This window comes from Escherichia sp. E14V7 (assembly GCF_004212225.1).
Classification (GTDB): domain Bacteria; phylum Pseudomonadota; class Gammaproteobacteria; order Enterobacterales; family Enterobacteriaceae; genus Escherichia.
Genome location: NZ_RHJJ01000010.1, coordinates 279,118 through 303,763 on the forward strand (window position 1 = coordinate 279,118; position 24,646 = coordinate 303,763).

General features: G+C 51.5%; 22 protein-coding genes. 6 read left to right on the forward strand and 16 right to left on the reverse strand.

From position 1 onward, the window contains the following. Positions 1-86: 86 nt before the first annotated feature. Positions 87-3,533 (reverse strand): transcription-repair coupling factor, encoded by a 3,447-nt coding sequence (gene mfd, locus D9741_RS12520; RefSeq protein WP_130215918.1) that lies wholly within the window; start codon positions 3,531-3,533, stop codon positions 87-89. A 127-nt stretch (positions 3,534-3,660) separates the two neighbouring features. Beyond that, positions 3,661-4,731, reverse strand: a complete 1,071-nt coding sequence (locus D9741_RS12525; protein ID WP_130215921.1) for an acyltransferase family protein — start codon at positions 4,729-4,731, stop codon at positions 3,661-3,663. A 261-nt stretch (positions 4,732-4,992) separates the two neighbouring features. Here D9741_RS12525 and lolC point away from each other — a divergent pair, with 261 nt between their 5' ends. Genes lolC through cobB form a run of 5 tightly spaced genes read left to right on the forward strand, consistent with a single transcriptional unit; the run spans position 4,993 to position 9,907 of the window. Continuing rightward, on the forward strand, positions 4,993-6,192 hold the full coding sequence (lolC, locus tag D9741_RS12530) for a lipoprotein-releasing ABC transporter permease subunit LolC (RefSeq protein WP_130215923.1): 1,200 nt from the start codon (positions 4,993-4,995) through the stop codon (positions 6,190-6,192). Next, a complete protein-coding gene (gene lolD, locus D9741_RS12535) occupies positions 6,185-6,886 on the forward strand; it encodes a lipoprotein-releasing ABC transporter ATP-binding protein LolD (protein WP_001033695.1) in 702 nt (233 codons plus the stop codon). Before lolC ends, lolD begins: the two co-directional genes overlap by 8 nt. Further along, on the forward strand, positions 6,886-8,130 hold the full coding sequence (gene lolE / locus D9741_RS12540) for a lipoprotein-releasing ABC transporter permease subunit LolE (RefSeq protein WP_130215925.1): 1,245 nt from the start codon (positions 6,886-6,888) through the stop codon (positions 8,128-8,130). Before lolD ends, lolE begins: the two co-directional genes overlap by 1 nt. A gap of 28 nt (positions 8,131-8,158) precedes the next feature. Next, positions 8,159-9,070, forward strand: coding sequence for an N-acetylglucosamine kinase (gene nagK / locus D9741_RS12545; RefSeq protein WP_130205577.1), 912 nt, complete (start codon positions 8,159-8,161; stop codon positions 9,068-9,070). Between the two features lie 15 nt (positions 9,071-9,085). Further along, positions 9,086-9,907, forward strand: a complete 822-nt coding sequence (gene cobB, locus D9741_RS12550) for a Sir2 family NAD+-dependent deacetylase (RefSeq protein ID WP_130215927.1) — start codon at positions 9,086-9,088, stop codon at positions 9,905-9,907. 137 nt (positions 9,908-10,044) lie between these two features. Here the strand turns inward: cobB and D9741_RS12555 are convergent, their stop codons facing one another. From D9741_RS12555 to potA, 6 genes are read right to left on the reverse strand one after another with little or no spacing between them, the layout of a single operon-like run. Further along, positions 10,045-10,830, reverse strand: a complete 786-nt coding sequence (locus D9741_RS12555) for a TPM domain-containing protein (RefSeq protein WP_130215929.1) — start codon at positions 10,828-10,830, stop codon at positions 10,045-10,047. Further along, on the reverse strand, positions 10,827-11,288 hold the full coding sequence (locus D9741_RS12560; RefSeq protein WP_130215931.1) for a DUF3592 domain-containing protein: 462 nt from the start codon (positions 11,286-11,288) through the stop codon (positions 10,827-10,829). The genes D9741_RS12555 and D9741_RS12560 overlap by 4 nt, the downstream gene beginning before the upstream one ends. Before the next feature lie 57 nt (positions 11,289-11,345). Then, complete coding sequence (potD, locus tag D9741_RS12565; RefSeq protein ID WP_130215933.1) at positions 11,346-12,392, reverse strand: spermidine/putrescine ABC transporter substrate-binding protein PotD; 1,047 nt, start codon at positions 12,390-12,392, stop codon at positions 11,346-11,348. Next, a complete protein-coding gene (potC, locus tag D9741_RS12570) occupies positions 12,389-13,183 on the reverse strand; it encodes a spermidine/putrescine ABC transporter permease PotC (protein ID WP_000580316.1) in 795 nt (264 codons plus the stop codon). The genes potD and potC overlap by 4 nt, the downstream gene beginning before the upstream one ends. After that, positions 13,180-14,037, reverse strand: a complete 858-nt coding sequence (gene potB / locus D9741_RS12575; RefSeq protein ID WP_000799401.1) for a spermidine/putrescine ABC transporter permease PotB — start codon at positions 14,035-14,037, stop codon at positions 13,180-13,182. The genes potC and potB overlap by 4 nt, the downstream gene beginning before the upstream one ends. Next, positions 14,021-15,157, reverse strand: a complete 1,137-nt coding sequence (potA, locus tag D9741_RS12580; RefSeq protein ID WP_130205581.1) for a spermidine/putrescine ABC transporter ATP-binding protein PotA — start codon at positions 15,155-15,157, stop codon at positions 14,021-14,023. Before potA ends, potB begins: the two co-directional genes overlap by 17 nt. A gap of 249 nt (positions 15,158-15,406) precedes the next feature. Here potA and pepT point away from each other — a divergent pair, with 249 nt between their 5' ends. Further along, positions 15,407-16,633, forward strand: coding sequence for a peptidase T (gene pepT / locus D9741_RS12585; protein WP_130205583.1), 1,227 nt, complete (start codon positions 15,407-15,409; stop codon positions 16,631-16,633). A gap of 48 nt (positions 16,634-16,681) precedes the next feature. Here pepT and roxA read toward each other — a convergent pair whose 3' ends face one another. From roxA to rluE, 8 genes are all read right to left on the reverse strand, one after another. Beyond that, positions 16,682-17,803 carry a [50S ribosomal protein L16]-arginine 3-hydroxylase gene (gene roxA, locus D9741_RS12590; RefSeq protein ID WP_130215935.1) on the reverse strand — a complete coding sequence of 374 codons (1,122 nt, stop codon included), beginning with the start codon at positions 17,801-17,803 and terminating at the stop codon, positions 16,682-16,684. Positions 17,804-17,878: 75 nt separating this feature from the next. Continuing rightward, positions 17,879-19,339 carry a two-component system sensor histidine kinase PhoQ gene (phoQ, locus tag D9741_RS12595; protein WP_130215937.1) on the reverse strand — a complete coding sequence of 487 codons (1,461 nt, stop codon included), beginning with the start codon at positions 19,337-19,339 and terminating at the stop codon, positions 17,879-17,881. Further along, complete coding sequence (gene phoP / locus D9741_RS12600) at positions 19,339-20,010, reverse strand: two-component system response regulator PhoP (protein WP_130205589.1); 672 nt, start codon at positions 20,008-20,010, stop codon at positions 19,339-19,341. The genes phoQ and phoP overlap by 1 nt, the downstream gene beginning before the upstream one ends. 162 nt (positions 20,011-20,172) lie before the next feature. Next, on the reverse strand, positions 20,173-21,543 hold the full coding sequence (gene purB, locus D9741_RS12605) for an adenylosuccinate lyase (RefSeq protein WP_130215939.1): 1,371 nt from the start codon (positions 21,541-21,543) through the stop codon (positions 20,173-20,175). Positions 21,544-21,546: 3 nt separating this feature from the next. Next, positions 21,547-22,188, reverse strand: coding sequence for a high frequency lysogenization protein HflD (gene hflD, locus D9741_RS12610; protein WP_001297479.1), 642 nt, complete (start codon positions 22,186-22,188; stop codon positions 21,547-21,549). A 35-nt stretch (positions 22,189-22,223) separates the two neighbouring features. Continuing rightward, positions 22,224-23,330 carry a tRNA 2-thiouridine(34) synthase MnmA gene (mnmA, locus tag D9741_RS12615; protein WP_001353282.1) on the reverse strand — a complete coding sequence of 369 codons (1,107 nt, stop codon included), beginning with the start codon at positions 23,328-23,330 and terminating at the stop codon, positions 22,224-22,226. A gap of 53 nt (positions 23,331-23,383) precedes the next feature. Then, positions 23,384-23,845 (reverse strand): phosphatase NudJ, encoded by a 462-nt coding sequence (gene nudJ, locus D9741_RS12620; RefSeq protein WP_130215941.1) that lies wholly within the window; start codon positions 23,843-23,845, stop codon positions 23,384-23,386. A 9-nt stretch (positions 23,846-23,854) separates the two neighbouring features. After that, on the reverse strand, positions 23,855-24,508 hold the full coding sequence (rluE, locus tag D9741_RS12625) for a 23S rRNA pseudouridine(2457) synthase RluE (RefSeq protein WP_130215943.1): 654 nt from the start codon (positions 24,506-24,508) through the stop codon (positions 23,855-23,857). Between the last annotated feature and the right edge of the window lie 138 nt (positions 24,509-24,646).

A 24,646-nucleotide genomic window follows, 5' to 3' on the forward strand; every position in this document is an offset into this window, starting at 1 on the left:
TGGTGACAGTGTCGGATAGTGCAGGGAAGTGCAAAGAATTTGTAAATGTTGCAGATGGGGGCGCAGAAACACCCCCGATCTCACCATTAAGCGATCGCGTTCTCTTCCAGTTCACGCATAAACTGTCGAACCCATTCGATACGTGTTTTCCGCTCGCTCAAATCCTGAATAAACTTCAGGCGCGTCGGGCCATCAAGGCGATAATGCTGCGGCTGTTTTTGCAGCAAACCAATCAACCAGGCTGGATTAACGTGATTTTTCTCGGCAAATTCGATCACGCCGCCTTTCTCATTACCTTCCAGCTTCCGGATCCCCAGTTTCTGCGCTTGCTGGCGCAGACGGGCAATATCCAGCAGGGTACGCGCCGGATCAGGCAGCAGGCCGAAGCGATCGATAAGCTCGACTTTGATCTCTTCCAGTTCGTTTTCCGTTTTGGCGCTGGCAATACGTTTATAGAACGACAGACGCGTGTTCACGTCAGGGATGAAATCATCTGGCAATAGCGACGGCATCCGCAGCTCGACTTCTGTTTGCTGGCTGGTGAGATCTTCCAGCGACGGCTCGCGTCCGGCTTTCAGTGCATCGACGGCGTTTTCCAGCAACTCCATATACAGCGAGAAACCGATGGTTTCCATCGAGCCGCTCTGTTCTTCGCCAAGCAATTCACCCGCGCCGCGGATCTCCAGATCGTGCGTTGCCAGCGCAAAGCCTGCCCCGAGATCTTCCAGCGAGGCAATCGCTTCAAGACGTTTTTGCGCATCGGTAGTCATCGCTTTCGGATGCGGCGTCAGCAGCCATGCATATGCCTGATGATGCGAACGTCCGACGCGACCGCGCAACTGGTGCAGCTGCGCCAGACCGAAGTGATCCGCGCGTTCAATGATAATGGTGTTGGCAGTCGGGATGTCGATTCCGGTTTCGATAATGGTGGTACAAACCAGCACGTTGAAACGTTGATGATGGAAATCATTCATCACCCGTTCCAGCTCGCGCTCGCGCATCTGCCCGTGACCGATAGCAATCCGCGCTTCTGGCACCAGTTCCGCCAGCCGTTCGGCGGCTTTCTGGATGTTTTCCACATCGTTGTAGAGATAATAAACCTGACCGCCGCGCAGAACTTCACGCAGGATCGCCTCCCGGACCACCAGACTGTCATACTCACGGACAAAGGTTTTAACTGCCAGACGACGGGCGGGCGGCGTGGCGATAATCGACAGGTCACGCATTCCGCTCATCGCCATATTCAGCGTACGTGGGATCGGCGTAGCGGTAAGCGTCAGAATATCCACGTTCGCACGCATCGCTTTAATGCGCTCTTTATGACGCACCCCGAAGCGGTGTTCTTCATCGACAATCAGCAGGCCTAAATCTTTAAACTTGACGTCATTTTGCAGCAGTTTGTGCGTACCGATCAGAATATCGATTTTCCCTTCCGCCACTTCCGCAAGGATTTGCGTCTGCTCTTTGGCGCTGCGGAAACGGGAGATCATTTCGATACGTACCGGCCAGTTGGCGAAACGGTCGCGGAAGTTGTCGTAATGCTGTTGCGCGAGAAGGGTGGTAGGCACCAGCACCGCTACCTGCTTGTGGTTATCTACTGCCAGGAAAGCGGCGCGCATCGCCACTTCTGTTTTCCCAAAGCCAACATCGCCGCACACCAGACGGTCCATTGCCAGCGGCTGACACATGTCGCTAAGCACCGCATTAATGGCCTGCGCCTGATCCGGCGTGGTTTCAAACGGGAAGCTGTCGCAGAACAACTGATACTGCTCACGATCGTGTTTAAACGCGAAGCCCTCTTTGGCGGCGCGTTGCGCGTAGATATCCAGCAATTCCGCCGCCACATCACGCACTTTTTCCGCCGCTTTCTGCCGCGCGCGTGACCACGCATCGCCGCCAAGTTTATGCAGCGGGGCGTTTTCTTCCGCGCCACCTGCGTAACGGCTAATCAGATGCAGTGACGACACCGGAACATATAGTTTGGCGTCGTTGGCATAGGTGAGCATCAGGTACTCGCCAGTAATGCCGCCCGCTTCCAGCGTGGTCATTCCGGCATAGCGCCCGACACCGTGCTCCAGATGGACCACCGGCTGACCAATATGCAGCTCCGCGAGGTTGCGGATCAGTGTATCGGGGTTGATGGTGCGGCGAGAATCCTGACGACGGCGGGCAACGCGTTCACCGAGCAGATCGCTTTCGCAGATCAGCGCCAGATTACGCACCGTATCGACAAAACCATGTTCGGCAGCGCCAATCATCAAATAACGCCCACGGTCGCTGGCTTCATCAAGACGCATAATGCGTTGCGGAGCAATTTTAATTCGCGCGAGCAGTTCACCCAGCGCTTCACGGCGACCTTCACTTTCTACCGAGAACACCACCGGACCATCGAAAGACTCGAGGAACTTACGCAGCGCATCCAGCGGCGCTTTTTGTTGCGCCTGAACGGCCAGGTCTGGCAGCTTCTCGAAGCCTAAATTGGCATTCGCTGCTTTTGTCGGTAAATGTTCAGCTTTTAGCTGCACGCGGGGCCAGTTTTTCAGCTCTGAGAAGAGCTCGTCCACCCGCAGCCAGAGCGATTGTGGTGGCAACAGTGGGCGCATTGGGTCGACGCCACGGCTTTCAAAACGCGCCAGCGTGTCAGCCTGGAAACGTTCGGCACTGTTTTCCAGATCACCAGTATTCACCAGCAGCGTATTGGCAGGGAAATAACTGAACAGTGGCGGCAGCGGTTCGCTGAAGAATAGCGGCTGCCAGTACTCGATCCCGGCAGGCAATGTGCCTTTACTCACTTGCTGGTAAATATGTTCCGGATCGCGCTTCACTTCGAAGGTATCGCGCCACTGGCTGCGGAACAGTTCAATTGCCGCTTTATCGGTCGGGAATTCGTGTGCGGGCAGCAGGTTGATGGCTTCAACTTCTTCCAGCGTGCGCTGGCTATCGACGTCAAATACACGCAGGCTGTCGATTTCATCATCAAAGAAATCAAGACGATAAGGCAGTTCGCTGCCCATCGGGAAGAGATCCAACAACGCGCCGCGCGTGGCGTATTCGCCGTGCTCCATCACCTGATCAACATGGCGATAACCGGCGCTGTCCAGTTGGGTTCGCAATGCATCTCGTGACAGGCGCTGACCTTTTTTCATTACCAGTGCATGACCGTGGAGAAAACTGTGCGGGCAAACGCGCTGCATAAGCGTATTCACCGGAACAATCAGTACGCCACGCTGCATTGTCGGTAGCTGGTAAAGGGTGGAAAGGCGCGAGGAGATAATGTCCTGATGAGGCGAAAAACTGTCGTAAGGGAGGGTTTCCCAGTCCGCCAGATTCATCACCATCTGATCGGTGAACTGGCTGATTTCATCATGCAAACGCAGAGCATTTTGCATATCTGGTGCAATGAGTACCACCGGACCGGCGTGACGTTCGGCAATTTCCGCCACCAGCGTCGCGCAGGCAGCGCCAGTTAACTCGCCCAGCAGACGCTGCTCACCCGCTTTGACGGGCAGCGTATAACGATATTGTTCAGGCATAACGGTTGTCAGAGTCTCGTTAGGATATGCCCCAACATATGGGGGCATATCTCTGATAAGCAATGCTGTTCATTATCCGTAAACAACATGGTTTAGCAAATTGAATCGCCCCGGCTGGGGCGATGGCTTAACGAGAGTAACTGGTGGCAGGCAGAGAAGGCGGGGAGAACAACAGGTCGCTGAATGCGCGTTGTGAAAATTTTCGCACCAGTAATCCAGCAACAGTACAAATCAACAAACTGACAAAGGGATAAACCAGCAGGAGCGTCAGTTCGAGTTGCGGCGACCAGCGGGCTGCATTCATTTGCGGAATCAGACTTAAGCTGAATATCTCTACCAGAATGCGATGGGTGGTGTAGATGGCAATGGTGTTAGAACCAATCACATTCAGCAGGCTGGAGGAACGCATACCGAAACGCTGCTCGTACTGATAAAACAGTTTCATGATCACCACAATCGATACCAGCGACAACAGCAGCGAGATATTAAACAACCAGGCAGCAACCGCCAGAACAGCCAGCAAAGAAGCCATCAGCAGATGGCGGCGCAACGGCACCTCTTTAACACAGGTCATTAATGTTGCGCCAAACCATGCACCAAGGCTGTAATAAGGCAAATTGCGGATCACACTGTTCATTCCCCACCACGGCGTGGGAACGAAATTAACCGCCACACTCATCAGCACAAACAGAACGAATAACGGCAGAGCCAGGCGGTTAAAAATTTTACATATCACGAAATAGACAATTAAAGCGTACAGATACCACAAGCTGGTGCTGGCGGTGAGCATCCCGTGCAGGAACTCGCCAGTGGAATCGGCATAAGCAGCATTGGAGGCATTGCTTAAATCGCGCTCAGGTGCCAGCCACGGGTTCAGTGCACTTAACGCCAGCCACTGCACCACGCCCCAAAGCGCCAGCACCCAGAAGATGTTCCAGATGCGTTTATCGAGACAATTTCCCCAGGGTACGCTGTCGATATAGCGGCGAATCAAATAGCCGGAAATAAAGAAAAAAACCGGCATACGAAAGGGCGCAAGGTAAAGATTGAAATAGATCCAGCATTTGCTCAGGACTTCCGATAACGGATGCTGGAAAGTGGTCAGATGCGGATAAAAGGTAATGACCGAGTGATAAATCACCACCAGACAAATACATAACCCTTTGATCTGGTTAATCCATAGCTCTTTTTGTTTCATCAGGACAACACGCTCTTTTTATTTAACATGCTGTTAATCCTGCGGGGCGAGTCGCGTGGTGTAATGCGTATCTGTCTGTATTTGGTTATTTTTCAGATAAAGATCAGGCCACAAGGCCGATGATAAAATGAGGCCCTTTAGCCGATTGATTTGCTGGTACTTTTCAGATTAGCCCTGACGATCACTTACAGTTCAGACGTTTACCCATCCCGCTTTCGCTTATATACTCGTGTCTTTGCTAACAGCAACCAGACGGATTTCATGTACCAACCTGTCGCTCTATTTATTGGCCTGCGTTACATGCGTGGGCGTGCAGCGGATCGCTTCGGTCGTTTCGTCTCCTGGCTTTCGACCATCGGCATTACCCTCGGGGTGATGGCGCTGGTCACAGTATTGTCAGTGATGAACGGCTTTGAGCGCGAGCTGCAAAACAACATCCTTGGCCTGATGCCACAGGCAATTCTCTCTTCTGAGCATGGCTCTCTTAACCCGCAGCAACTCCCGGAAACGGCAGTCAAACTGGACGGCGTTAATCACGTCGTACCTATCACTACCGGTGATGTGGTACTGCAAAGCGCGCGCAGCGTGGCGGTCGGGGTGATGCTGGGTATCGACCCGGCGCAAAAAGATCCACTAACGCCGTATCTGGTCAATGTGAAACAAACTGACCTCGAGCCGGGGAAATATAATGTCATCCTCGGTGAACAGCTGGCCTCACAGTTGGGCGTTAATCGCGGTGATCAAATCCGCGTGATGGTGCCATCTGCCAGCCAGTTCACGCCAATGGGGCGTATTCCAAGCCAGCGCCTGTTCAATGTGATTGGCACTTTCGCCGCCAACAGTGAAGTCGATGGCTATGAAATGCTGGTGAATATTGAGGATGCTTCGCGTCTTATGCGCTATCCGGCAGGCAATATTACCGGCTGGCGTTTGTGGCTGGATGAGCCGCTGAAAGTCGACTCATTAAGTCAGCAAAAACTGCCTGAAGGCAGCAAATGGCAGGACTGGCGTGACCGTAAAGGCGAGCTTTTCCAGGCCGTACGCATGGAAAAAAATATGATGGGCTTACTGCTGAGCCTGATTGTCGCCGTTGCGGCGTTTAACATTATTACCTCGCTAGGGCTGATGGTGATGGAGAAGCAGGGCGAAGTAGCGATCCTGCAAACGCAAGGCTTAACTCCGCGACAAATCATGATGGTCTTTATGGTGCAAGGGGCCAGCGCCGGGATTATCGGTGCAATCCTCGGAGCAGCGCTTGGCGCACTGCTTGCCAGCCAGTTGAATAATCTGATGCCGATAATCGGCGTCCTGCTTGATGGCGCGGCGCTGCCGGTCGCTATCGAACCTTTACAGGTCATTGTTATTGCGCTGGTGGCGATGGCTATCGCGCTGTTGTCTACGCTTTACCCTTCCTGGCGCGCTGCCGCCACTCAACCCGCTGAGGCTTTACGTTATGAATAAGATCCTGTTGCAATGCGACAACCTGTGCAAACGCTATCAGGAAGGCAGTGTGCAAACCGATGTGCTGCACAATGTCAGTTTCAGCGTGGGCGAAGGTGAAATGATGGCGATTGTCGGTAGCTCTGGTTCTGGTAAAAGTACCTTGCTGCACCTGTTAGGCGGGTTGGATACGCCAACTTCCGGCGATGTGATTTTTAACGGTCAGCCGATGAGCAAACTGTCTTCGGCGGCGAAAGCAGAGCTGCGCAACCAGAAGCTGGGCTTTATTTATCAGTTTCACCACCTGCTGCCGGATTTTACTGCCCTGGAAAACGTGGCTATGCCGCTGCTGATTGGCAAGAAAAAGCCCGCTGAAATCAACAGTCGAGCGTTGGAAATGTTAAAAGCGGTGGGGCTGGAGCATCGTGCGAATCACCGCCCGTCAGAGCTTTCCGGTGGTGAGCGCCAGCGTGTGGCGATTGCCCGTGCGCTGGTCAATAACCCGCGCCTGGTACTGGCGGATGAACCTACCGGTAACCTTGACGCGCGTAACGCAGACAGCATCTTCCAGTTGCTTGGGGAGTTGAATCGCTTGCAGGGCACCGCCTTCCTGGTGGTCACTCACGACCTGCAACTGGCGAAACGTATGAGCCGCCAACTGGAGATGCGTGATGGTCGTCTGACGGCGGAACTAAGCCTGATGGGGGCGGAGTAATGGCGATGCCTTTATCGTTATTAATTGGCCTGCGTTTTAGTCGCGGACGGCGGCGCGGCGGCATGGTGTCGCTGATCTCCGTCATTTCTACCATTGGCATTGCACTTGGCGTGGCGGTATTGATCGTCGGCTTAAGCGCGATGAATGGCTTTGAACGCGAACTGAACAACCGTATTCTGGCGGTGGTACCGCACGGTGAAATTGAGGCGGTAGATCAGCCGTGGATTAACTGGCAGGAAGCACTGGATAAAGTGCAGAAAGTGCCGGGTATTGCCGCCGCTGCGCCGTATATCAATTTCACCGGGCTGGTGGAGAGTGGCGCGAATCTGCGCGCTCTGCAGGTTAAAGGCGTTGATCCGCAACAGGAACAGCGTCTGAGCGCGCTGCCATCATTTGTCCAGGGCGATGCCTGGAACAATTTTAAAGCGGGCGAACAGCAAATTATCATCGGCAAAGGCGTGGCGGATGCGCTGAAAGTGAAGCAGGGCGATTGGGTGTCGATCATGATCCCAAACTCGAATCCCGAGCATAAGCTGATGCAGCCGAAACGTGTGCGTTTGCACGTTGCGGGTATTTTGCAGTTGAGTGGCCAACTCGATCACAGTTTTGCCATGATCCCGCTGGCGGATGCCCAACAATATCTTGATATGGGTTCCAGTGTGTCAGGCATTGCCCTTAAAATGACGGATGTTTTCAACGCTAACAAACTGGTACGTGACGCGGGTGAAGTAACCAACAGCTACGTTTATATTAAAAGCTGGATTGGTACTTACGGCTATATGTATCGCGATATCCAGATGATCCGCGCCATTATGTATCTGGCGATGGTACTGGTGATTGGCGTGGCCTGTTTCAACATCGTCTCCACGTTGGTGATGGCGGTGAAAGACAAGAGTGGCGATATCGCAGTATTAAGAACGCTGGGGGCGAAAGACGGTTTAATTCGCGCCATCTTTGTCTGGTATGGATTGCTGGCAGGGCTGTTCGGCAGCCTGTGTGGTGTGATTATCGGCGTAGTGGTTTCACTGCAACTTACCCCGATTATTGAGTGGATTGAAAAGCTGATCGGTCATCAGTTCCTCTCCAGCGATATCTATTTTATTGACTTCCTGCCATCGGAATTGCACTGGCTGGACGTCTTCTACGTACTGGTCACAGCATTGTTGCTGAGTCTTTTGGCAAGTTGGTATCCGGCGCGACGCGCCAGTAATATTGACCCTGCGCGAGTCCTTAGCGGCCAGTAAAGGCAGTACATTAAAACAAGGAGCGGCAATGTATTACGGGTTTGATATTGGTGGAACGAAAATTGCGCTAGGCGTGTTTGATAGCGGTCGGCAGTTGCAGTGGGAAAAGCGGGTGCCGACACCGCGTGACAGCTATGACGCATTTTTAGATGCAGTGTGCGAACTGGTGGCCGAAGCCGATCAGCGTTTTGGCTGTAAAGGTTCTGTCGGCATCGGTATTCCGGGAATGCCGGAAACAGAAGATGGCACGCTGTATGCCGCCAATGTCCCCGCCGCCAGCGGTAAACCGCTACGTGCCGATCTGAGCGCCCGCCTTGAACGCGATGTGCGCCTTAATAACGACGCCAACTGCTTTGCCCTTTCTGAAGCCTGGGACGATGAATTTACCCAATATCCACTGGTGATGGGACTGATCCTGGGGACTGGCGTTGGCGGTGGACTGGTATTCAATGGTAAACCGGTAACGGGTAAAAGCTATATTACGGGTGAATTTGGGCATATGCGCCTTCCCGTCGATGCGTTAACCATGATGGGGCTGGATTTCCCGTTACGTCGCTGCGGCTGTGGTCAGCACGGTTGCATTGAAAATTATCTGTCTGGTCGCGGCTTTGCGTGGCTGTATCAACACTATTACCATCAACCGTTGCAGGCTCCCGAAATTATTGCGCTTTATGAGCAAGGCGATGAGCAGGCAAGGGCGCACGTTGAGCGTTATCTGGATTTATTAGCGGTTTGTCTGGGAAATATCCTGACCATTGTTGACCCTGATTTGCTGGTCATTGGCGGTGGCTTATCGAATTTCCCGGCAATCACAACGCAACTGGCGGACAGGCTGCCTCGTCATCTCTTACCTGTAGCTCGTGTTCCGCGCATTGAACGTGCGCGTCATGGGGATGCAGGAGGAATGCGTGGTGCGGCCTTCCTACATCTAACCGATTAATCAACAGAGGTTGCTATGTTGTCGCGTCGGGGTCATCGGTTAAGTCGTTTTCGTAAAAATAAACGCCGCCTGCACGAGCGTTTGCGTCAGCGTATTTTTTTCAGAGATAAAGTGGTGCCGGAAGCAATGGAAAAACCAAGAGTACTCGTACTGACAGGGGCAGGAATTTCTGCGGAATCAGGTATTCGTACCTTTCGCGCAGCAGATGGCCTGTGGGAAGAACATCGGGTTGAAGATGTGGCTACACCGGAAGGTTTTGATCGCGATCCTGAACTGGTGCAAGCGTTTTATAACGCCCGTCGCCGTCAACTACAGCAGCCAGAAATTCAGCCTAACGCTGCGCATCTTGCTCTGGCTAAACTGCAAGACGCCCTCGGCGATCGCTTTTTGCTGGTGACGCAGAATATCGATAATCTGCATGAACGCGCAGGTAATACCAATGTGATTCATATGCATGGGGAATTGCTGAAAGTACGTTGTTCGCAAAGCGGGCAGGTTCTCGACTGGACCGGAGACGTTACGCCAGAAGATAAATGCCATTGTTGCCAGTTCCCGGCACCCATGCGACCGCACGTAGTTTGGTTTGGCGAAATGCCACTCGGCATGGATGAAATTTATATGGCGTTGTCGATGGCCGACATTTTCATTGCCATTGGTACTTCCGGGCATGTTTATCCGGCGGCTGGGTTTGTTCACGAAGCGAAACTGCATGGCGCGCATACGGTTGAACTCAATCTCGAACCGAGTCAGGTCGGTAATGAATTTGCCGAGAAATATTACGGCCCGGCAAGCCAGGTGGTACCAGAATTTGTTGAAAAGTTGCTGAAGGGCTTATAAAGCAGGAAGCATTGCCTGATGCGCTACGCTTATCAGGCCTACAAGGGGACGCAATTAATTGAATTTGCGGGTTTTGTGGGCCGGATAAGGCGTTCGCGCCGCATCCGGCATAATACGCGCACACTTTACTGCCTCTTTTACCGTTTACTCGTCAATAACAACGCGGCAATAAACGTACAGACACCAATCAGTCCTGCCCAGAGCGGCGATATTCTGGTAATCGCAAAGCTGTCATCGATATACAAACATAAAGCCTGATAACCCATATTGGCAATAGTCATCGCCACTGCAAACTTTAATGCATAAATAAAACGAGTCGTGTAGTTAAAAAATGCAGTAAAGACGATGAATGCAACCGCCCAGGCAAAAAGGCCTAATGTCGTGGTGCTGCCGGGAGGATCATTCTCCTGCTGTTGTCTGGGATGCGGATAATATGTCAATGGCGGCGTCGGTTGTTTTAATATCTGTGCTTGTAAAACAGCCAATGCATTATTGATTCCCTGATACCAGAGGTCCGCATGTAAATAAGCCAGCGTGTGATTTTCTACCAGAAGGCCGAGATGCTTATCGTCCATGCTGCTTTCAACCTGGCCGTTGGTGATCATAATTAACCGTGGCTCGCGGGTAGTAAAAAGTAACAGAACACTTCCTTTTACATCACTCAATGAAGATGATGCATGCGCCAGCATCGCTTTGCCATTTTGCCTGAAGCTTGCTTCATTAACGCCAGGTACAACCACGATAAACGGCGCAATCCCTGTTTGTTGACGAAAAAGCTCCGCTTTCCGCGCAATCTCCTCAGCATCCGGTACAGTACCTGTAACATCCGTAAAAAGTGTCTTCATTATTGGGATTAAGGGCTTACTGGTTACCGTCAGAGGCAGAAGTATCAGCAAACTGAGCAGTATTATGATTTTTTTCATGGGCGGGACTTCCGTTTCCTGCGTGACTTTTTAGAGGAGGGCATACTGATTAATAAACCGACGGCGATAAAAATAACGCCCATAATGCCGATAAACCCCCATTTAAAAAAATTAACCCACGGGTTATTTATCTCAGCCTTTTCAGGATGCCCCGGAGAATAATAAACATTAACTTTATCGCCTTCGCTGTCTTCATAAAAATCGCTGCCGATACTCGAAGTGAAAATTAGCGTGTAATCTGGCGTCGGGCGAAAGGCAACGACGGGATACCACGAACCATCTTTACCCGTGCGATGAGAATGACTGGAGTGCCAGACGGTATCAACAATGACGCCTTCGGTATGAATCGCATCTTTGCTATAGGTGAACTGGTTATAAAAGATAACAATAGAAATGAGGGTCAGTACCAGACCGATACCGAGGAATATACGAAAGAAAACTTTACTGTCCTGACTCATTAGCTACATCCTTGCTAAATAAAAAACGGGCGGTAATACCACCGCCCGTTTGCTGAATTAACGTCCTGCTTTCAGCTTCTGATAATACTCTTCATAAATGCTGCTGGCTGGGCCAACGTCACTCTGCCATTCGCCATTTTTAATGGTTTCAGCATCCGGGTAGAGCGTCTTGTCGTTCGCTATTTCCGGGCTTAACAGTTTGCGCGCGGCGAGGTTTGGTGTTGGATAACCGATAGTTTCGGCAACCTGTTTTGCCACATCCGGGCGCAGCAGGAAGTTGATCAGTTTCAGCGCGCCTTCTTTGTTTTTGGCATTTGCCGGGATCGCCAGGCTGTCCATCCAGAAAATGCCGCCTTCTTTCGGCCATACCACGTCAATTGGCGTACCCGCCTGGCGAGCAACGAAAGCAGAGCCGTTCCAGATCATGCCGAGGTTAACTTCGCCTTCCATGTACGGGTTTGCCGGGTTATCGGAGTTAAACGCCGCGACGTTTGGCATCAGTTTTTTCAGCTCGTTATACGCAGCTTCAATCTCTTTCGGATCGGTGGTATTACCGGAGTAGCCCAGCTTACGCAGCGCCATCTGGAATACTTCACGGGCATCGTCGGTCAGCAGCAGGCTGCCTTTGTACTCAGGCTTCCACAGATCGGCCCAGCTGGTGACAGATTTCGGATCCACCGCATCGCCGTTAACGCCAATCGCCGTCGCACCCCAGATATACGGAATGGAGTAGTCGTTATTCGGATCAAACGGCTTGTTGAGCATTTCTGGATCGAGATTGCTGAAGTTTGTTAACTTCGACTTGTCGATCTTCTGGATCATCCCTTCTTTACGCATTTTATCAACGTAATAGGTTGAAGGAACCACCAGGTCATAGGCACCGTCTTTGTACGTTTTCAGTTTGGCGTACATGGTTTCGTTCGACTCGTAAGTCGAATAGATAACCTTAATGCCGGTTTCTTTGGTGAACTGTTCGAGCAGTCCTGGCGGTACGTACTCGGTCCAGTTGTAGAAATACAGTGTGTTGTTGTCATCAGCGTGAGCGGCGCTCATGCCCAGTGCCAGAGCACCCGCCGCGAGCAGGTGGCGTGACCATTTTTTCATTTAACGTCCCCTGTGTTACCTTTCGTTTTATCACGAGCAATAAGCTGGCTGGCAATAACCATCACCAGCGACAGCACCAGTAATATGGTTGCCAGCGCGTTAACTTCCGGCGATACGCCGACTTTGACCATCGAATAAATTTTTAACGGCAGAATTTCATAACTCGGCCCGGTGACAAACGAAGAAACCACCACATCGTCCATCGACAGGGTAAAGCTTAACACCCAACCCGCCGCCACCGCTGGCATTGCCAGTGGCAGGATGATTTTTCGCAGAATGGTAAATTCACTGGCACCGAGATCTTTCGCCGCTTCCAGCATTCGCACGTCAAAACCTTTCAGGCGCGAATACACCGTCACCACCACAAACGGCAGGCAGAAGGTGATATGCGAGAACAGCAGCGACCAGAAGCCAAGCTGAATACCCAGCAGCATAAACAGCACCAGCAGAGAAATCGCCATCACGATATCTGGCGACATCATCACCACAAACAGCATTCCGCTAACGAACGGCTTACCACGAAAGCGATAGCGGTACAGCGCAACTGCCGTCAGTGAACCGATAAGCGTGGCAAACGTCGCCGAAAACACCGCCATCGTCAGTGAATGCTGCGCTGCCTGTAACAGGCTGTCGTTGTTCATCAGCAGGCTATACCATTTGGTGGTAAAACCCTGCCAGTTGATGCCAAAGCGCGAGCTGTTGAAGGAGTTCACAATCAAAATAATGATTGGGATATACAGGTACGCGTAGATAGCGGTCATAAAACCGCCGCGAAGCAGTCGACCGATCATTCGAGTTCCACCTTCTTATTCAGCAAACGAGAAGCGCGCCAGTAAACCAGCAACATCAGGCCCATTACGATAGTCAGCGTAATGCTGGTGGCTGCACCAAACGGCCAGTCACGAATATTAAGGAACTGGACCTTGATGACGTTACCGATCAGCAGGTTTTTCGCACCGCCCATCAGGTCGGACACATAGAACAGGCCCATCGCTGGCAGCATCACCAGCAGACATCCGGCAATAATCCCCGGCATCGTCAGTGGAATAATGATGCGGATAAAAGTCTGCAACTTGCTGGCACCGAGATCGCGCGCCGCCTCCAGCAACGGCTTATCCAGTTTTTCGATACTGGAGTACAGCGGCATCACCATAAACGGCAGCAGAATGTAAACCAGACCGATAATCACCGCACTGGGCGTGAACATGATACGAATTGGTGTGTCGATAACGCCCAGCCAGAGCAAAAACTCGTTGAGATAGCCTTTGGTGCTGAGGAAAATTTTCAGCCCGTAGATGCGAATCAGTGAGTTGGTCCAGAAGGGAACAATCAGCAGAAACAGCAGCAGCGGACGCACCTTGTGTGGCAGCTTCGCCAGAAACCAGGCAAACGGGTAGCCCAGCACCAGGCAGGCGAGGGTGGCGATCAGCGCCATATTCAGCGAGTGCAATAGCACTTCAAAATAGAGCGGATCGAGCAGACGCGTGTAGTTATCCAGCGTAAAGACCATTTTGACAAAACTGGCGTCGTCGCGGGTCAAAAAGCTGGTGCCAATGATCATCAGGTTGGGCAGAAAGACAAACAACACAAGCCAACCGACAATAGTGACAATCACTACATTCTGGAACTTACTTGTGTTCTTCATCAGCCAGTACGACCTCCCAGCTTTCTACCCAATTAATGGCCATTTTTTGGTCGAGAGAGTGGTCAAAGTCAGGATCGTCTTCATTGAAGAATTCGCTCACCATCACCATCTTGCCATTTTCCAGTTCAACAACCGACTCCAGCGTCATGCCTTTGTAGTTACGCTCGCGAACGTAACCAATCAGCCCTTCAGCGTGGTTGTCGTCGTTAATCTCTTCAACACGTAAGTCTTCCGGGCGCAGCAGAACATGCAGTTTTTGCCCCGGTTCTACGGCGAAGTTAACGTAGATATTACACTCGCGACCTTCAACGTTAGCCCGTACGCGCTGCTCGTCGAGTCGCTCGATCACCGTGGCGTTGAACATATTGATCTCGCCAATGAATCCGGCAACAAATAAATTCTTCGGCTCTTCGTAAATTTCGCGCGGTGTACCATCCTGCTCAATACGACCCTCGCGCATCACCACAATCCTGTCTGACATGGTGAGCGCTTCTTCCTGATCGTGAGTGACAAAGACGAAGGTAATACCAAGCTTACGCTGTAACGCTTTCAGCTCGTTCTGCATTTGCTTGCGCAGTTTGTAATCCAGCGCCGAGAGCGACTCATCAAGCAGCAGCAGGCGAGGCTTGTTAACCACCGCGCGGGCAATGGCGACGCGTTGCTGTTGACCGCCTGAGAGTTGATGCGGTTTGCGTTGAGCGAAGCTTTCCAGTTGCACCATCCGCAAAGCTTCCATCACGCGAGGCGTAATTTCAGCAGCAGGGGTTTTTTGCATACGCAAACCAAAGGCCACATTTTCGAATACGGTCATGTGGGGGAATAGCGCGTAGCTTTGGAAAACGGTGTTCACATAGCGGTTTTCCGCCGGAACGTGGGTGATGTCCTCGTTATCCAGCATGATGCGTCCAGAATCAACAGTTTCCAGACCCGCAATCAGGCGAAGAACGGTTGTTTTACCGCAGCCAGAAGGGCCAAGCAGCGTGAGGAACTCGCCATTGTTGATAGTCAGATCCAGCTGGGGAATGACCTCTTTACCATCAAAGCATTTGCGAATTCCCGCCAATTGCACCAGCGGTGAAAGCGAACTCGGTTGTTTATTCAATTTTTTACTCTGTCCCATGTAAACGCAACGGATGGCTTACCGAAGCGGGGTTTGTGGTTAACCACCTTGGTGACTCTTAAAGAGGGCCGTAATTCTACGGCAAACTACTTGGATCGCCAATCCTTGTTGTGAATTACTGGCTTAGCTTTATATTCATTAAGGTAATGTTGATAAATATTCCCGATTGCAGGGGTAAAAGTGACCTGACGCAATATTTGTCTTTTCCTGCTTCTTAATAATGTTGTCACGAAAAGTGAGGGTGACTACATGGATAAACTACTTGAGCGTTTTTTGAACTACGTGTCTCTCGATACCCAATCAAAAGCGGGGGTGAGACAAGTTCCCAGCACGGAAGGCCAGTGGAAATTATTGCATCTGCTGAAAGATCAGCTGGAAGAAATGGGTCTTATCAATGTGACCTTAAGTGAGAAAGGAACGTTGATGGCGACGCTACCGGCTAACGTTCCTGGCGATATTCCGGCGATTGGCTTTATTTCTCATGTGGATACCTCACCGGATTGCAGCGGTAAAAATGTGAACCCGCAGATTGTTGAAAACTATCGTGGCGGCGACATTGCGTTGGGCGTCGGCGACGAAGTCCTGTCACCGGTCATGTTCCCGGTACTGCATCAACTGCTGGGACAGACGCTGATCACCACTGACGGTAAAACATTGTTGGGTGCTGACGACAAAGCAGGTATTGCAGAAATCATGACCGCGCTGGCGGTATTGCAGCAGAAAAATATTCCGCATGGCGATATTCGTGTTGCCTTTACGCCTGATGAAGAAGTGGGTAAAGGGGCGAAACATTTTGATGTTGAAGCCTTTGATGCCCGCTGGGCTTACACCGTAGATGGTGGTGGCGTAGGTGAACTGGAGTTTGAAAACTTCAACGCTGCTTCGGTGAATATCAAAATCGTCGGCAACAATGTTCACCCGGGTACGGCAAAAGGTGTGATGGTGAATGCGCTGTCGCTGGCGGCACGCATTCATGCGGAAGTACCGGCAGATGAAAGCCCGGAAGCTACGGAAGGTTATGAAGGCTTCTATCACCTGACAAGCATGAAAGGCACTGTTGAGCGCGCCGATATGCACTACATCATCCGTGATTTCGACCGTAAACAGTTTGAAGCGCGTAAACGTAAAATGATGGAAATTGCCAAGAAAGTGGGAAAAGGGTTACACCCGGATTGCTACATTGAACTGGTGATTGAAGACAGTTACTACAACATGCGCGAGAAAGTCGTTGAGCATCCGCATATTCTTGATATTGCCCAGCAGGCGATGCGCGATTGCGATATTGAACCAGACCTGAAACCGATCCGTGGTGGTACTGACGGTGCGCAGTTGTCGTTTATGGGATTACCGTGCCCGAATCTGTTTACCGGCGGTTATAACTATCATGGCAAACATGAGTTTGTCACTCTGGAAGGAATGGAAAAAGCAGTGCAAGTGATTGTGCGAATTGCCGAGTTAACGGCGAAACGGAAGTAAGCGAAATTGGATGCGGCATATGATGCCGCATCCGGCTTCAATTCAAATTTACCCTTCGAAGAACCAATACCCGCTATTGACCAGCGCCGCGAGCATCGCGAGGAATGACGGATCTTCCAGTGCGTCGCCAAAATTCTCAGCGGTCAGTGCAATATTGCTGGCGAGTGCATCCAGCGCCGGACGGTGCGGGGAATCAATTTTCTCACCATTGGCATAAACATCGTCGCCGATGCGCAAGACGCGCAGACCACCCAGGCGCACCAGCACATCACCTTGTTTCAGCGCATCGTAGATTTCATCTGGCTGATAAGGCGGCTCCGGCGGCGCGATATCCAGTTCATGACGTGACTGGGATATAAACTCGCCAAACCATTGCTTAAAGTGTTCCGGCTGGTTGATCAACTCAAGCATCATCTCACGCAGTTTATCCATCTCCTGCGGCAGAACGTCTGCCGGATGATCGCGAGGCGGGACATCCGGATCGCTGTAGTAATTACCGCCCAGCTCACGTTGCAGCACGTAATCGGCAAATCCGCTGATCAGTTCCCGCGTATTCGGCGCACGAAAACCAACGGAATAGTTCATCGCATTTTCCAGCGCGTAGCCTTCGTGCGGGAACCCTGGCGGAATATAAAGAATATCGCCTGGCTCCAGCTCTTCATCAATAATCGCTTCAAACGGATCAACCTGTAACAGATCCGGGTGAGGGCAGTGCTGCCTCATGTGCAGTTTTTCACCTACCCGCCAGCGACGGCGACCTGTACCCTGAATAATAAACACATCGTACTGATCGAGATGCGGACCGACGCCGCCTCCAGGCACAGAAAACGAGATCATCAGGTCGTCAATGCGCCAGTCCGGTAATTCACGGAACGGACGCATCAGCGCGGCGGCCGGTTCATGCCAGTGATCAACCGCCTGGACCAGCAATGACCAGTTGGTTTCGCCCAGATGGTCGTAGCTTTCGAATGGCCCGTGACTGACCTGCCATTTGCCATCCTGATGACTGACCAGCCGGCTGTCGACCTCACTTTCCATCGCCAGGCCCGCCAGCTCGTCGGGAGAAATAGGGTCAATAAAATTATTAAAGCCGCGTTTTAACACCACGGGACGTTTCTGCCAGTGACGTTCAAGAAAATCGGGCCAATTAAGGGTGAGTTGGTATTCCATGTTAAGCGTCCATAGGCGGGTATCTGCAACCGATTATAACGGATGCATACTGTTATGCGTGAACAAAGGACATATTTATTCATCTTTCGGCAAGGAATGCTGGCGACCAAAAATCACCTCCATTCGCGCACCGCCGAGCATGCTCTCTCCGGCGATGATTCTTCCGTCGTACTGTTCAGTAATTTCACGAGCGACCGCCAGCCCCACGCCTTGCCCGGGGCGTAAAGTATCAACACGCTGACCACGGTCGAAAATTACCTCACGCTTGCTTTGCGGGATCCCTGGTCCATCATCTTCGACCACGATGTAGAGATGTTTGTCAGTTTGCCTTGCGGAGATTTCGACAAACTCGAGGCAATACTTACAGGCGTTATCCAGTACATTGCCCATTACCTCAACAAAATCGTTCTGCTCGCCGACAAAGCTAATTTCTGGCGAGATATCGAGGGAAATATTGACGCCTTTACGCTGATAAACTTTATTCAGTGCCGATGTGAGATTGTCCAACAACGGGGCCACTGGATGTAGTTCGCGGCTAAGTAATGTCCCGCCACGCATACTGGCTCGGTGTAGGTAGTAACCAATTTGTTGCGAGATACGGCTAATTTGTTCCAGCATCACCGGTTCCGCCTCACTGACGTTCATCTTTTCACTTCGCAAAGAACGTAGCGTACTTTGTAGCACCGCCAGAGGCGTTTTCAGGCTGTGAGTCAGGTCTGTGAGCGTAGTGCGGTATTTGTCGTAACGCTCACGCTCGCTTTTTAAAAGTCGGTTTAGGTTACCCACCAGGCTGGTCAGTTCTCTCGTTGTTGTAGGGTTGAGCAGTTCACGGTGGTGTTCTTCCAGTTCGCGGACTTCTCGCGCCAGGGCTTCAATAGGGCGTAAGCTCCACCAGGCGGCGACCCACAGTAACGGGATCACTAACAGCAGGTTGGCCAGGAGTACATAGAGAAACCAGCTCCATACCGTATAGGAACTTTTAAGCTCTACGGGAATGGTATCGACCACCACAATGGTGAGTTTTGGCATTCGCGCCGTTGCCGGATAGACATTAACGGCTACCGAGTGGGTCATTTCTGCATCGTCGTCGTCTTCCCGAACTTCCTGCAACTGCTGCTGAATAGAGAGATCGTTACTCAGTAGCAGGCTGGTATCGTTCACGTCAGCCTCTATTTCGTGAAAACCATTGGATTTCAGCCAGTCAGGCTGGATCATTTTCATCAGCCAGGGAACGTCACGCTGCGCCCACAATAATTTGCCGTTCTCGTCATAAATCAGAGACATCGTGGGACTTTGCTTGTCGATATTTTCCGGCAGTTCAACATGTAGCTTATTGTTTTCCCATTTCGCCAGTGTATAGAATAAATTGCTCTCGCCGCGTAACAGACGAAACGTCGTTTTATCGAAACTAACGCTATAACCGATCAGGGCAACCATACCGTAGGAAAGTGAAAGCACCAGTACTACCGCGGCCGTCGCCAACAGAAAACGTACCCGCAGCGAGAGCGGGAAAAAAACACGCAGTAATTTTTTCATCAGCGCAATTCGAAAAGATAACCCTGGCCGCGAACGGTGGTAATCACCTCGTGCGGGTATTGCGCCTGAATTTTTTTGCGCAGCCTGCCCATCAGAACATCAATGGTATGACTTTCCCGCAGTTCGGCATCTGGGTAGAGTTGTAGCATCAATGAATCTTTACTGACCACTTTGCCGTTGTTACGGATCAAGGTTTCCATAATGGTGTATTCAAATGCGGTCAGTTTGATGACTTCGTCACTAATGGATAATTCGCGACGGGAGAGATCAACCTGAAACGGCGGCAGTGAAATAACCTGTGAAGCCAGGCCGCTATTACGCCGCATTAATGCCTGCATCCGTGCCATCACTTCTTCAATATGAAAGGGTTTAGTCACGTAATCGTCAGCACCGGCGCTTAATACTTCGACTTTGTCCTGCCAGCTTTCACGGGCGGTTAAAACCAGAATTGGCAGTGAAACATCATTACTACGCCAGCGACGGATCAGCGACAAACCATCTTCGTCAGGCAAACCGAGATCGACAATCGCAATATCCGGTAAATGTTCGTTGAGATAATAATCGGCTTCTTTGGCATCTTCTGCGTCATCGACCTGATGACCAGCGTCCTGAATCTGAACTTTAAGATGGTGACGTAACAACGCATTGTCTTCGACAACCAGTACGCGCATTTTTATTTCTCCCTGTCTTAATTATAAAAATAGTGTAACGCGATTATGTGGTTGTGGGGGTAAACATTAAATAAACCAGTGGGGAAGGGAGGTGTAAATAGAAAAGCGGATTATCTTAATAAACAGGCCGGACGGCATCACCATCCGGCACTGATACGAGGCTTATTTCAGCTCATCAACCATAGTGATGGCACGACCAATATAGTTAGCCGGCGTCATCGCTTTCAGGCGTGCTTTTTCTTCTTCTGGCAGCGCCAGACCGTCGATAAATTGCTTCATGCCTTCGGCGTCAACGCGCTTACCGCGAGTCAGCTCTTTCAGCTTCTCGTACGGTTTTTCGATGCCATAGCGACGCATAACAGTCTGGATTGGCTCAGCCAGCACTTCCCAGTTGTGATCCAGTTCATCCAGCAGATGATCACGGTTCACTTCCAGTTTGCTCACGCCTTTCAGGGTGGATTGATACGCAATCAGCGCATAACCGATACCCACGCCGAGGTTACGCAGCACGGTGGAGTCGGTCAGGTCACGCTGCCAGCGGGAAACCGGCAGTTTGCTTGCCAGATGCTGCAATACCGCGTTGGAAAGGCCCAGATTCCCTTCGGAGTTTTCGAAGTCGATCGGGTTAACTTTATGCGGCATGGTGGAAGAACCAATCTCACCAGCAATGGTTTTCTGTTTGAAGTGGTTAAGGGCGATATAACCCCAAACGTCACGGTCAAAGTCGATCAGAATGGTGTTAAAGCGCGCAACGCAATCAAACAGCTCGGCGATGTAGTCGTGCGGTTCGATCTGGGTGGTGTACGGGTTCCACTGAATACCCAGCGAGGTGACGAACTCTTCGCTGAACTGATGCCAGTCAACTTCCGGGTAAGCGGCGATGTGGGCGTTATAGTTACCGACCGCGCCGTTGATTTTTCCGAGGATCTCCACCTGGTTAAGCTGGCGGTACTGGCGCTCCATACGGTAGGCGACGTTTGCCATCTCTTTACCGATGGTTGACGGCGTGGCTGGCTGACCGTGGGTACGGGACAGCAGCGGGATATCGCGATACTGAACGGCGAGATCTTTAATGCCGTCAATCAGTTGACGCCAGTATGGCAGGATCACTTCATCACGCGCAGTTTTCAGCATCAACGCGTGGGAGAGGTTATTGATATCTTCCGAAGTACAGGCAAAGTGAATGAATTCAGAAACCGCGTGCAGTTCCGGGATCTCCGCCACTTTTTCTTTCAGGAAATACTCAACCGCTTTAACGTCGTGGTTAGTGGTACGCTCGATGGTTTTGATTCGCGATGCATCTTCTTCACTGAAATTAGCGACGATTGTATCAAGGTAACCGATTGCGTCGGCAGCAAAAGCAGGAACTTCCTTGATCGCTGCGTGCGCGGCCAGTTTTTGCAGCCAACGTACTTCAACTTGTACACGGAATTTCAGCAAACCGTATTCGCTGAAAATCCCGCGCAGCGCGCTGACTTTATCGCCGTAGCGTCCATCGACAGGGGAAACGGCGGTCAGTGAGGATAATTCCATAGATCACAACTCCGGGGTTAAATGAGCAAGAATTTGTTTTGCCTGAGTGGTCAGGCGATTACGAGAAAACATCAGTTGCAGACGTCCGCCGCCAACCTGGTGCCAGAGCACGGCGGCGCGAATGCCTGCCAGCAGGGTTGCGCGAACTTTCGCCTGCACCTGTGGGCTTTGCAGTACGGCAGGGGAGCCGGTGACCTGAATGCGCGGGCCAAGCGGGCTTATCACATCAACATAGATGGCGGCCATCGCGCTCATCAGCGTTTCGGACTGTAAATCGAAGTGTTCGAGCTGGCGTTGCAGGCCGTTGATCCGGTTGCCCAGAGTGTCGAGCGCACCTTTCGCTGAGGAAAGTTTGCGCTCAAGCACCATCAGGCTTAGCGTGTAGCGGGTTAGCTCAGCGTTTAAGCCCTGACGACTGCTGGCATTGAGCACGCCGAGCAGGGTTTCCAGCCCGACGCGCAGGTTGGCTTCGCTACCGCCAAAAACCGCCAGCGTCGAGCTGGGGTTCATATCAATAATACTGTTGAGTGAGACGTGTAGCGCATCGGCATCACAATGCCCCTGGTGAGCGAGTTGTTGCACCAGGCGTGCCGACTGACAAATACCGGCCAGGGCGAGGGTGATGTCATAGTAATTCTTTGCCACGTTCACTGCTTCCTTGTTGTAATTAAAGACAATAATCAGACCGGCAGCGGCAGACGCTGCTCAATGATACCGCCACCGAGGCACACTTCACCGTTATAGAAGACGGCAGACTGGCCCGGCGTCACGGCGGCAACGGGCTCATCGAAAATCACTTCAATGCGATCATCGTCCAGCGCCTTGACGGTGCACGGAATGTCAGTCTGGCGATAGCGGGTTTTTACCGTGCAACGCATAGTGCCGGTGAATGGTTCGCGATCGACCCAGTGCAACTGCTGGGCAATCAGACCGACAGACATCAGACGTGGGTGTTCATGGCCCTGCGCAACAATCAGAATGTTGTTTTCGACGTCTTTATCGACCACATACCACGGTTCTTCGGTGCCTTCTTTAGTGCCACCGATACCCAGACCTTTACGCTGACCGAGGGTGTGATACATCAGCCCCTGGTGCTCACCAATTTCATCGCCATCGACGGTAATGATTTTGCCCGGTTGCGCCGGGAGATAACGGCCCAGGAACTCGCGGAATTTACGTTCGCCAATGAAGCAAATGCCGGTAGAGTCTTTTTTCTTCGCGGTGACCAGACCGAGATCTTCAGCAATCTTACGCACCTGCGGTTTTTCCAGTTCGCCGACCGGGAACAGGCTTTGCGCAATTTGCTCATGGCTGAGCGTATAAAGGAAGTAGCTCTGGTCTTTATTGCTGTCCAGACCACGCAGCAGGCGGCTCTTGCCATCGACATCTGCCCGACGCACGTAATGACCGGTAGCGATATAATCGGCACCTAAATCTTCGGCGGCAAATTCGAGGAAGGCTTTAAATTTGATCTCTTTGTTGCACAGAATATCCGGATTCGGCGTGCGACCGGCTTTATATTCGGCAAGGAACAGTTCGAAGACGTTGTCCCAGTATTCGGCAGCAAAGTTGACGGTGTGCAGTTCAATGCCGAGCTTATCGCAGACCGCCTGGGCATCAGCCAGATCCGCTGCCGCTGTGCAATATTCCTCACCGTCGTCTTCTTCCCAGTTCTTCATAAACAGGCCTTCGACCTGATATCCCTGTTGTTGCAACAGCCAGGCAGAAACGGAGGAATCGACACCGCCGGACATGCCGACGATCACTTTTTTTGCGGTTTCAGACATTGGATTACTCACGACATTGAACTTCAAGGCGGCGTATTCTATCACGCAGCCTTTTAGATGACACCCTTTGTAAAAGGCCAGTTAAAATCGCCAATCATCTCCAGCGGATAGCGTTGCCCGCTTTGATAACAACGAATACTTTCCGCCACCAGCGGCGAACGCAAATTTAACGCCTGTAAAATTTCTTCGGCGCTGACCCAACGGCAGCAGTCGATATCGCTGTCATGAGGTTGCGTCGGGCAAATTTGCTCAAGCTCAATAGCAAACAGGAAACGCAAAAACGGCGTTTTATCTGGCGCAATCCACTGATGCATGCGGATGAAGTGTTGCGGTCGCGCGCTGATGCCGGTTTCTTCCCACAGCTCACGCGCAGCCGCTTCCACTAGCGTCTCATCCGCTTCCAGATGTCCCGCCGGTTGGTTCCATAACGCTTTACCGTTAATCGTCTCTTCAACAACTAAAAATTTGCCCTCTGCGTGTACCACGCAGGCGACGGTAACGTGCGGTTTAAACATTGTGCATCCTTATTCTGTTGCTTCTCGCCATTCGCCGTTAGCGAGATTATCCAGTGTGTAATTGCCCATGGCATAACGAATCAGTCGCAGCGTAGGGAAACCGACATGGGCGGTCATGCGGCGCACCTGGCGATTACGTCCTTCATATAAAGTAATCTTCAGCCAGCTGGTGGGAATACTTTTACGTTCACGAATTGGCGGATTACGTGGCCATAACCACTCTGGTTCTTCAACCAGCTCCGCGCCTGCGGGCAGGGTAGGGCCATCATTTAAGGTTACGCCATTGCGCAAGGCTTCAAGTGCGTCTTGTGTGGGAATGCCTTCCACCTGCACATAATAGATTTTCCCGGTGCGTTTGCCCGGCTGAGTTAAACGTGCCTGTAGTGCACCATTATTGGTCAGCACCAGTAACCCTTCGCTATCTCTGTCAAGACGACCTGCCGCATAAACGCCCTGAACCGGGATGAATTCTTTTAATGTTTTGCGCCCGGCTTCATCGGTGAACTGTGGCAGGACATCGTAAGGTTTATTGAACAGGATCACACGCGTGGGCTGGTTTTCTGGCTTGCGTTTGTTAGTGCGTTGCGAGCTGAATCGCTTAACCTGGTGATTTCTAAAAGAAGTTTTTTGCATGGTATTTTCAGAGATTATGAATTGCCGCATTATAGCCTAATAACGCGCATCTTTCATGACGGCAAACAATAGGGTAGTATTGACAAGCTAATTACAAATCATTAACAAAAAATTGCTCTAAAGCATCCGTATCGCAGGACGCAAACGCATATGCAACGTGGTGGCAGA

Bases quoted from the DNA above. Each gene is read 5' to 3' on its own strand.
- mfd (WP_130215918.1), bottom strand. From the start codon at position 3,533: ATGCCTGAACAATATCGTTATACGCTGCCCGTCAAAGCGGGTGAGCAG.
- D9741_RS12525 (WP_130215921.1), bottom strand. From the start codon at position 4,731: ATGAAACAAAAAGAGCTATGGATTAACCAGATCAAAGGGTTATGTATT.
- lolC (WP_130215923.1), top strand. From the start codon at position 4,993: ATGTACCAACCTGTCGCTCTATTTATTGGCCTGCGTTACATGCGTGGG.
- lolD (WP_001033695.1), top strand. From the start codon at position 6,185: ATGAATAAGATCCTGTTGCAATGCGACAACCTGTGCAAACGCTATCAG.
- lolE (WP_130215925.1), top strand. From the start codon at position 6,886: ATGGCGATGCCTTTATCGTTATTAATTGGCCTGCGTTTTAGTCGCGGA.
- nagK (WP_130205577.1), top strand. From the start codon at position 8,159: ATGTATTACGGGTTTGATATTGGTGGAACGAAAATTGCGCTAGGCGTG.
- cobB (WP_130215927.1), top strand. From the start codon at position 9,086: ATGTTGTCGCGTCGGGGTCATCGGTTAAGTCGTTTTCGTAAAAATAAA.
- D9741_RS12555 (WP_130215929.1), bottom strand. From the start codon at position 10,830: ATGAAAAAAATCATAATACTGCTCAGTTTGCTGATACTTCTGCCTCTG.
- D9741_RS12560 (WP_130215931.1), bottom strand. From the start codon at position 11,288: ATGAGTCAGGACAGTAAAGTTTTCTTTCGTATATTCCTCGGTATCGGT.
- potD (WP_130215933.1), bottom strand. From the start codon at position 12,392: ATGAAAAAATGGTCACGCCACCTGCTCGCGGCGGGTGCTCTGGCACTG.
- potC (WP_000580316.1), bottom strand. From the start codon at position 13,183: ATGATCGGTCGACTGCTTCGCGGCGGTTTTATGACCGCTATCTACGCG.
- potB (WP_000799401.1), bottom strand. From the start codon at position 14,037: ATGAAGAACACAAGTAAGTTCCAGAATGTAGTGATTGTCACTATTGTC.
- potA (WP_130205581.1), bottom strand. From the start codon at position 15,157: ATGGGACAGAGTAAAAAATTGAATAAACAACCGAGTTCGCTTTCACCG.
- pepT (WP_130205583.1), top strand. From the start codon at position 15,407: ATGGATAAACTACTTGAGCGTTTTTTGAACTACGTGTCTCTCGATACC.
- roxA (WP_130215935.1), bottom strand. From the start codon at position 17,803: ATGGAATACCAACTCACCCTTAATTGGCCCGATTTTCTTGAACGTCAC.
- phoQ (WP_130215937.1), bottom strand. From the start codon at position 19,339: ATGAAAAAATTACTGCGTGTTTTTTTCCCGCTCTCGCTGCGGGTACGT.
- phoP (WP_130205589.1), bottom strand. From the start codon at position 20,010: ATGCGCGTACTGGTTGTCGAAGACAATGCGTTGTTACGTCACCATCTT.
- purB (WP_130215939.1), bottom strand. From the start codon at position 21,543: ATGGAATTATCCTCACTGACCGCCGTTTCCCCTGTCGATGGACGCTAC.
- mnmA (WP_001353282.1), bottom strand. From the start codon at position 23,330: ATGTCTGAAACCGCAAAAAAAGTGATCGTCGGCATGTCCGGCGGTGTC.
- nudJ (WP_130215941.1), bottom strand. From the start codon at position 23,845: ATGTTTAAACCGCACGTTACCGTCGCCTGCGTGGTACACGCAGAGGGC.
- rluE (WP_130215943.1), bottom strand. From the start codon at position 24,508: ATGCGGCAATTCATAATCTCTGAAAATACCATGCAAAAAACTTCTTTT.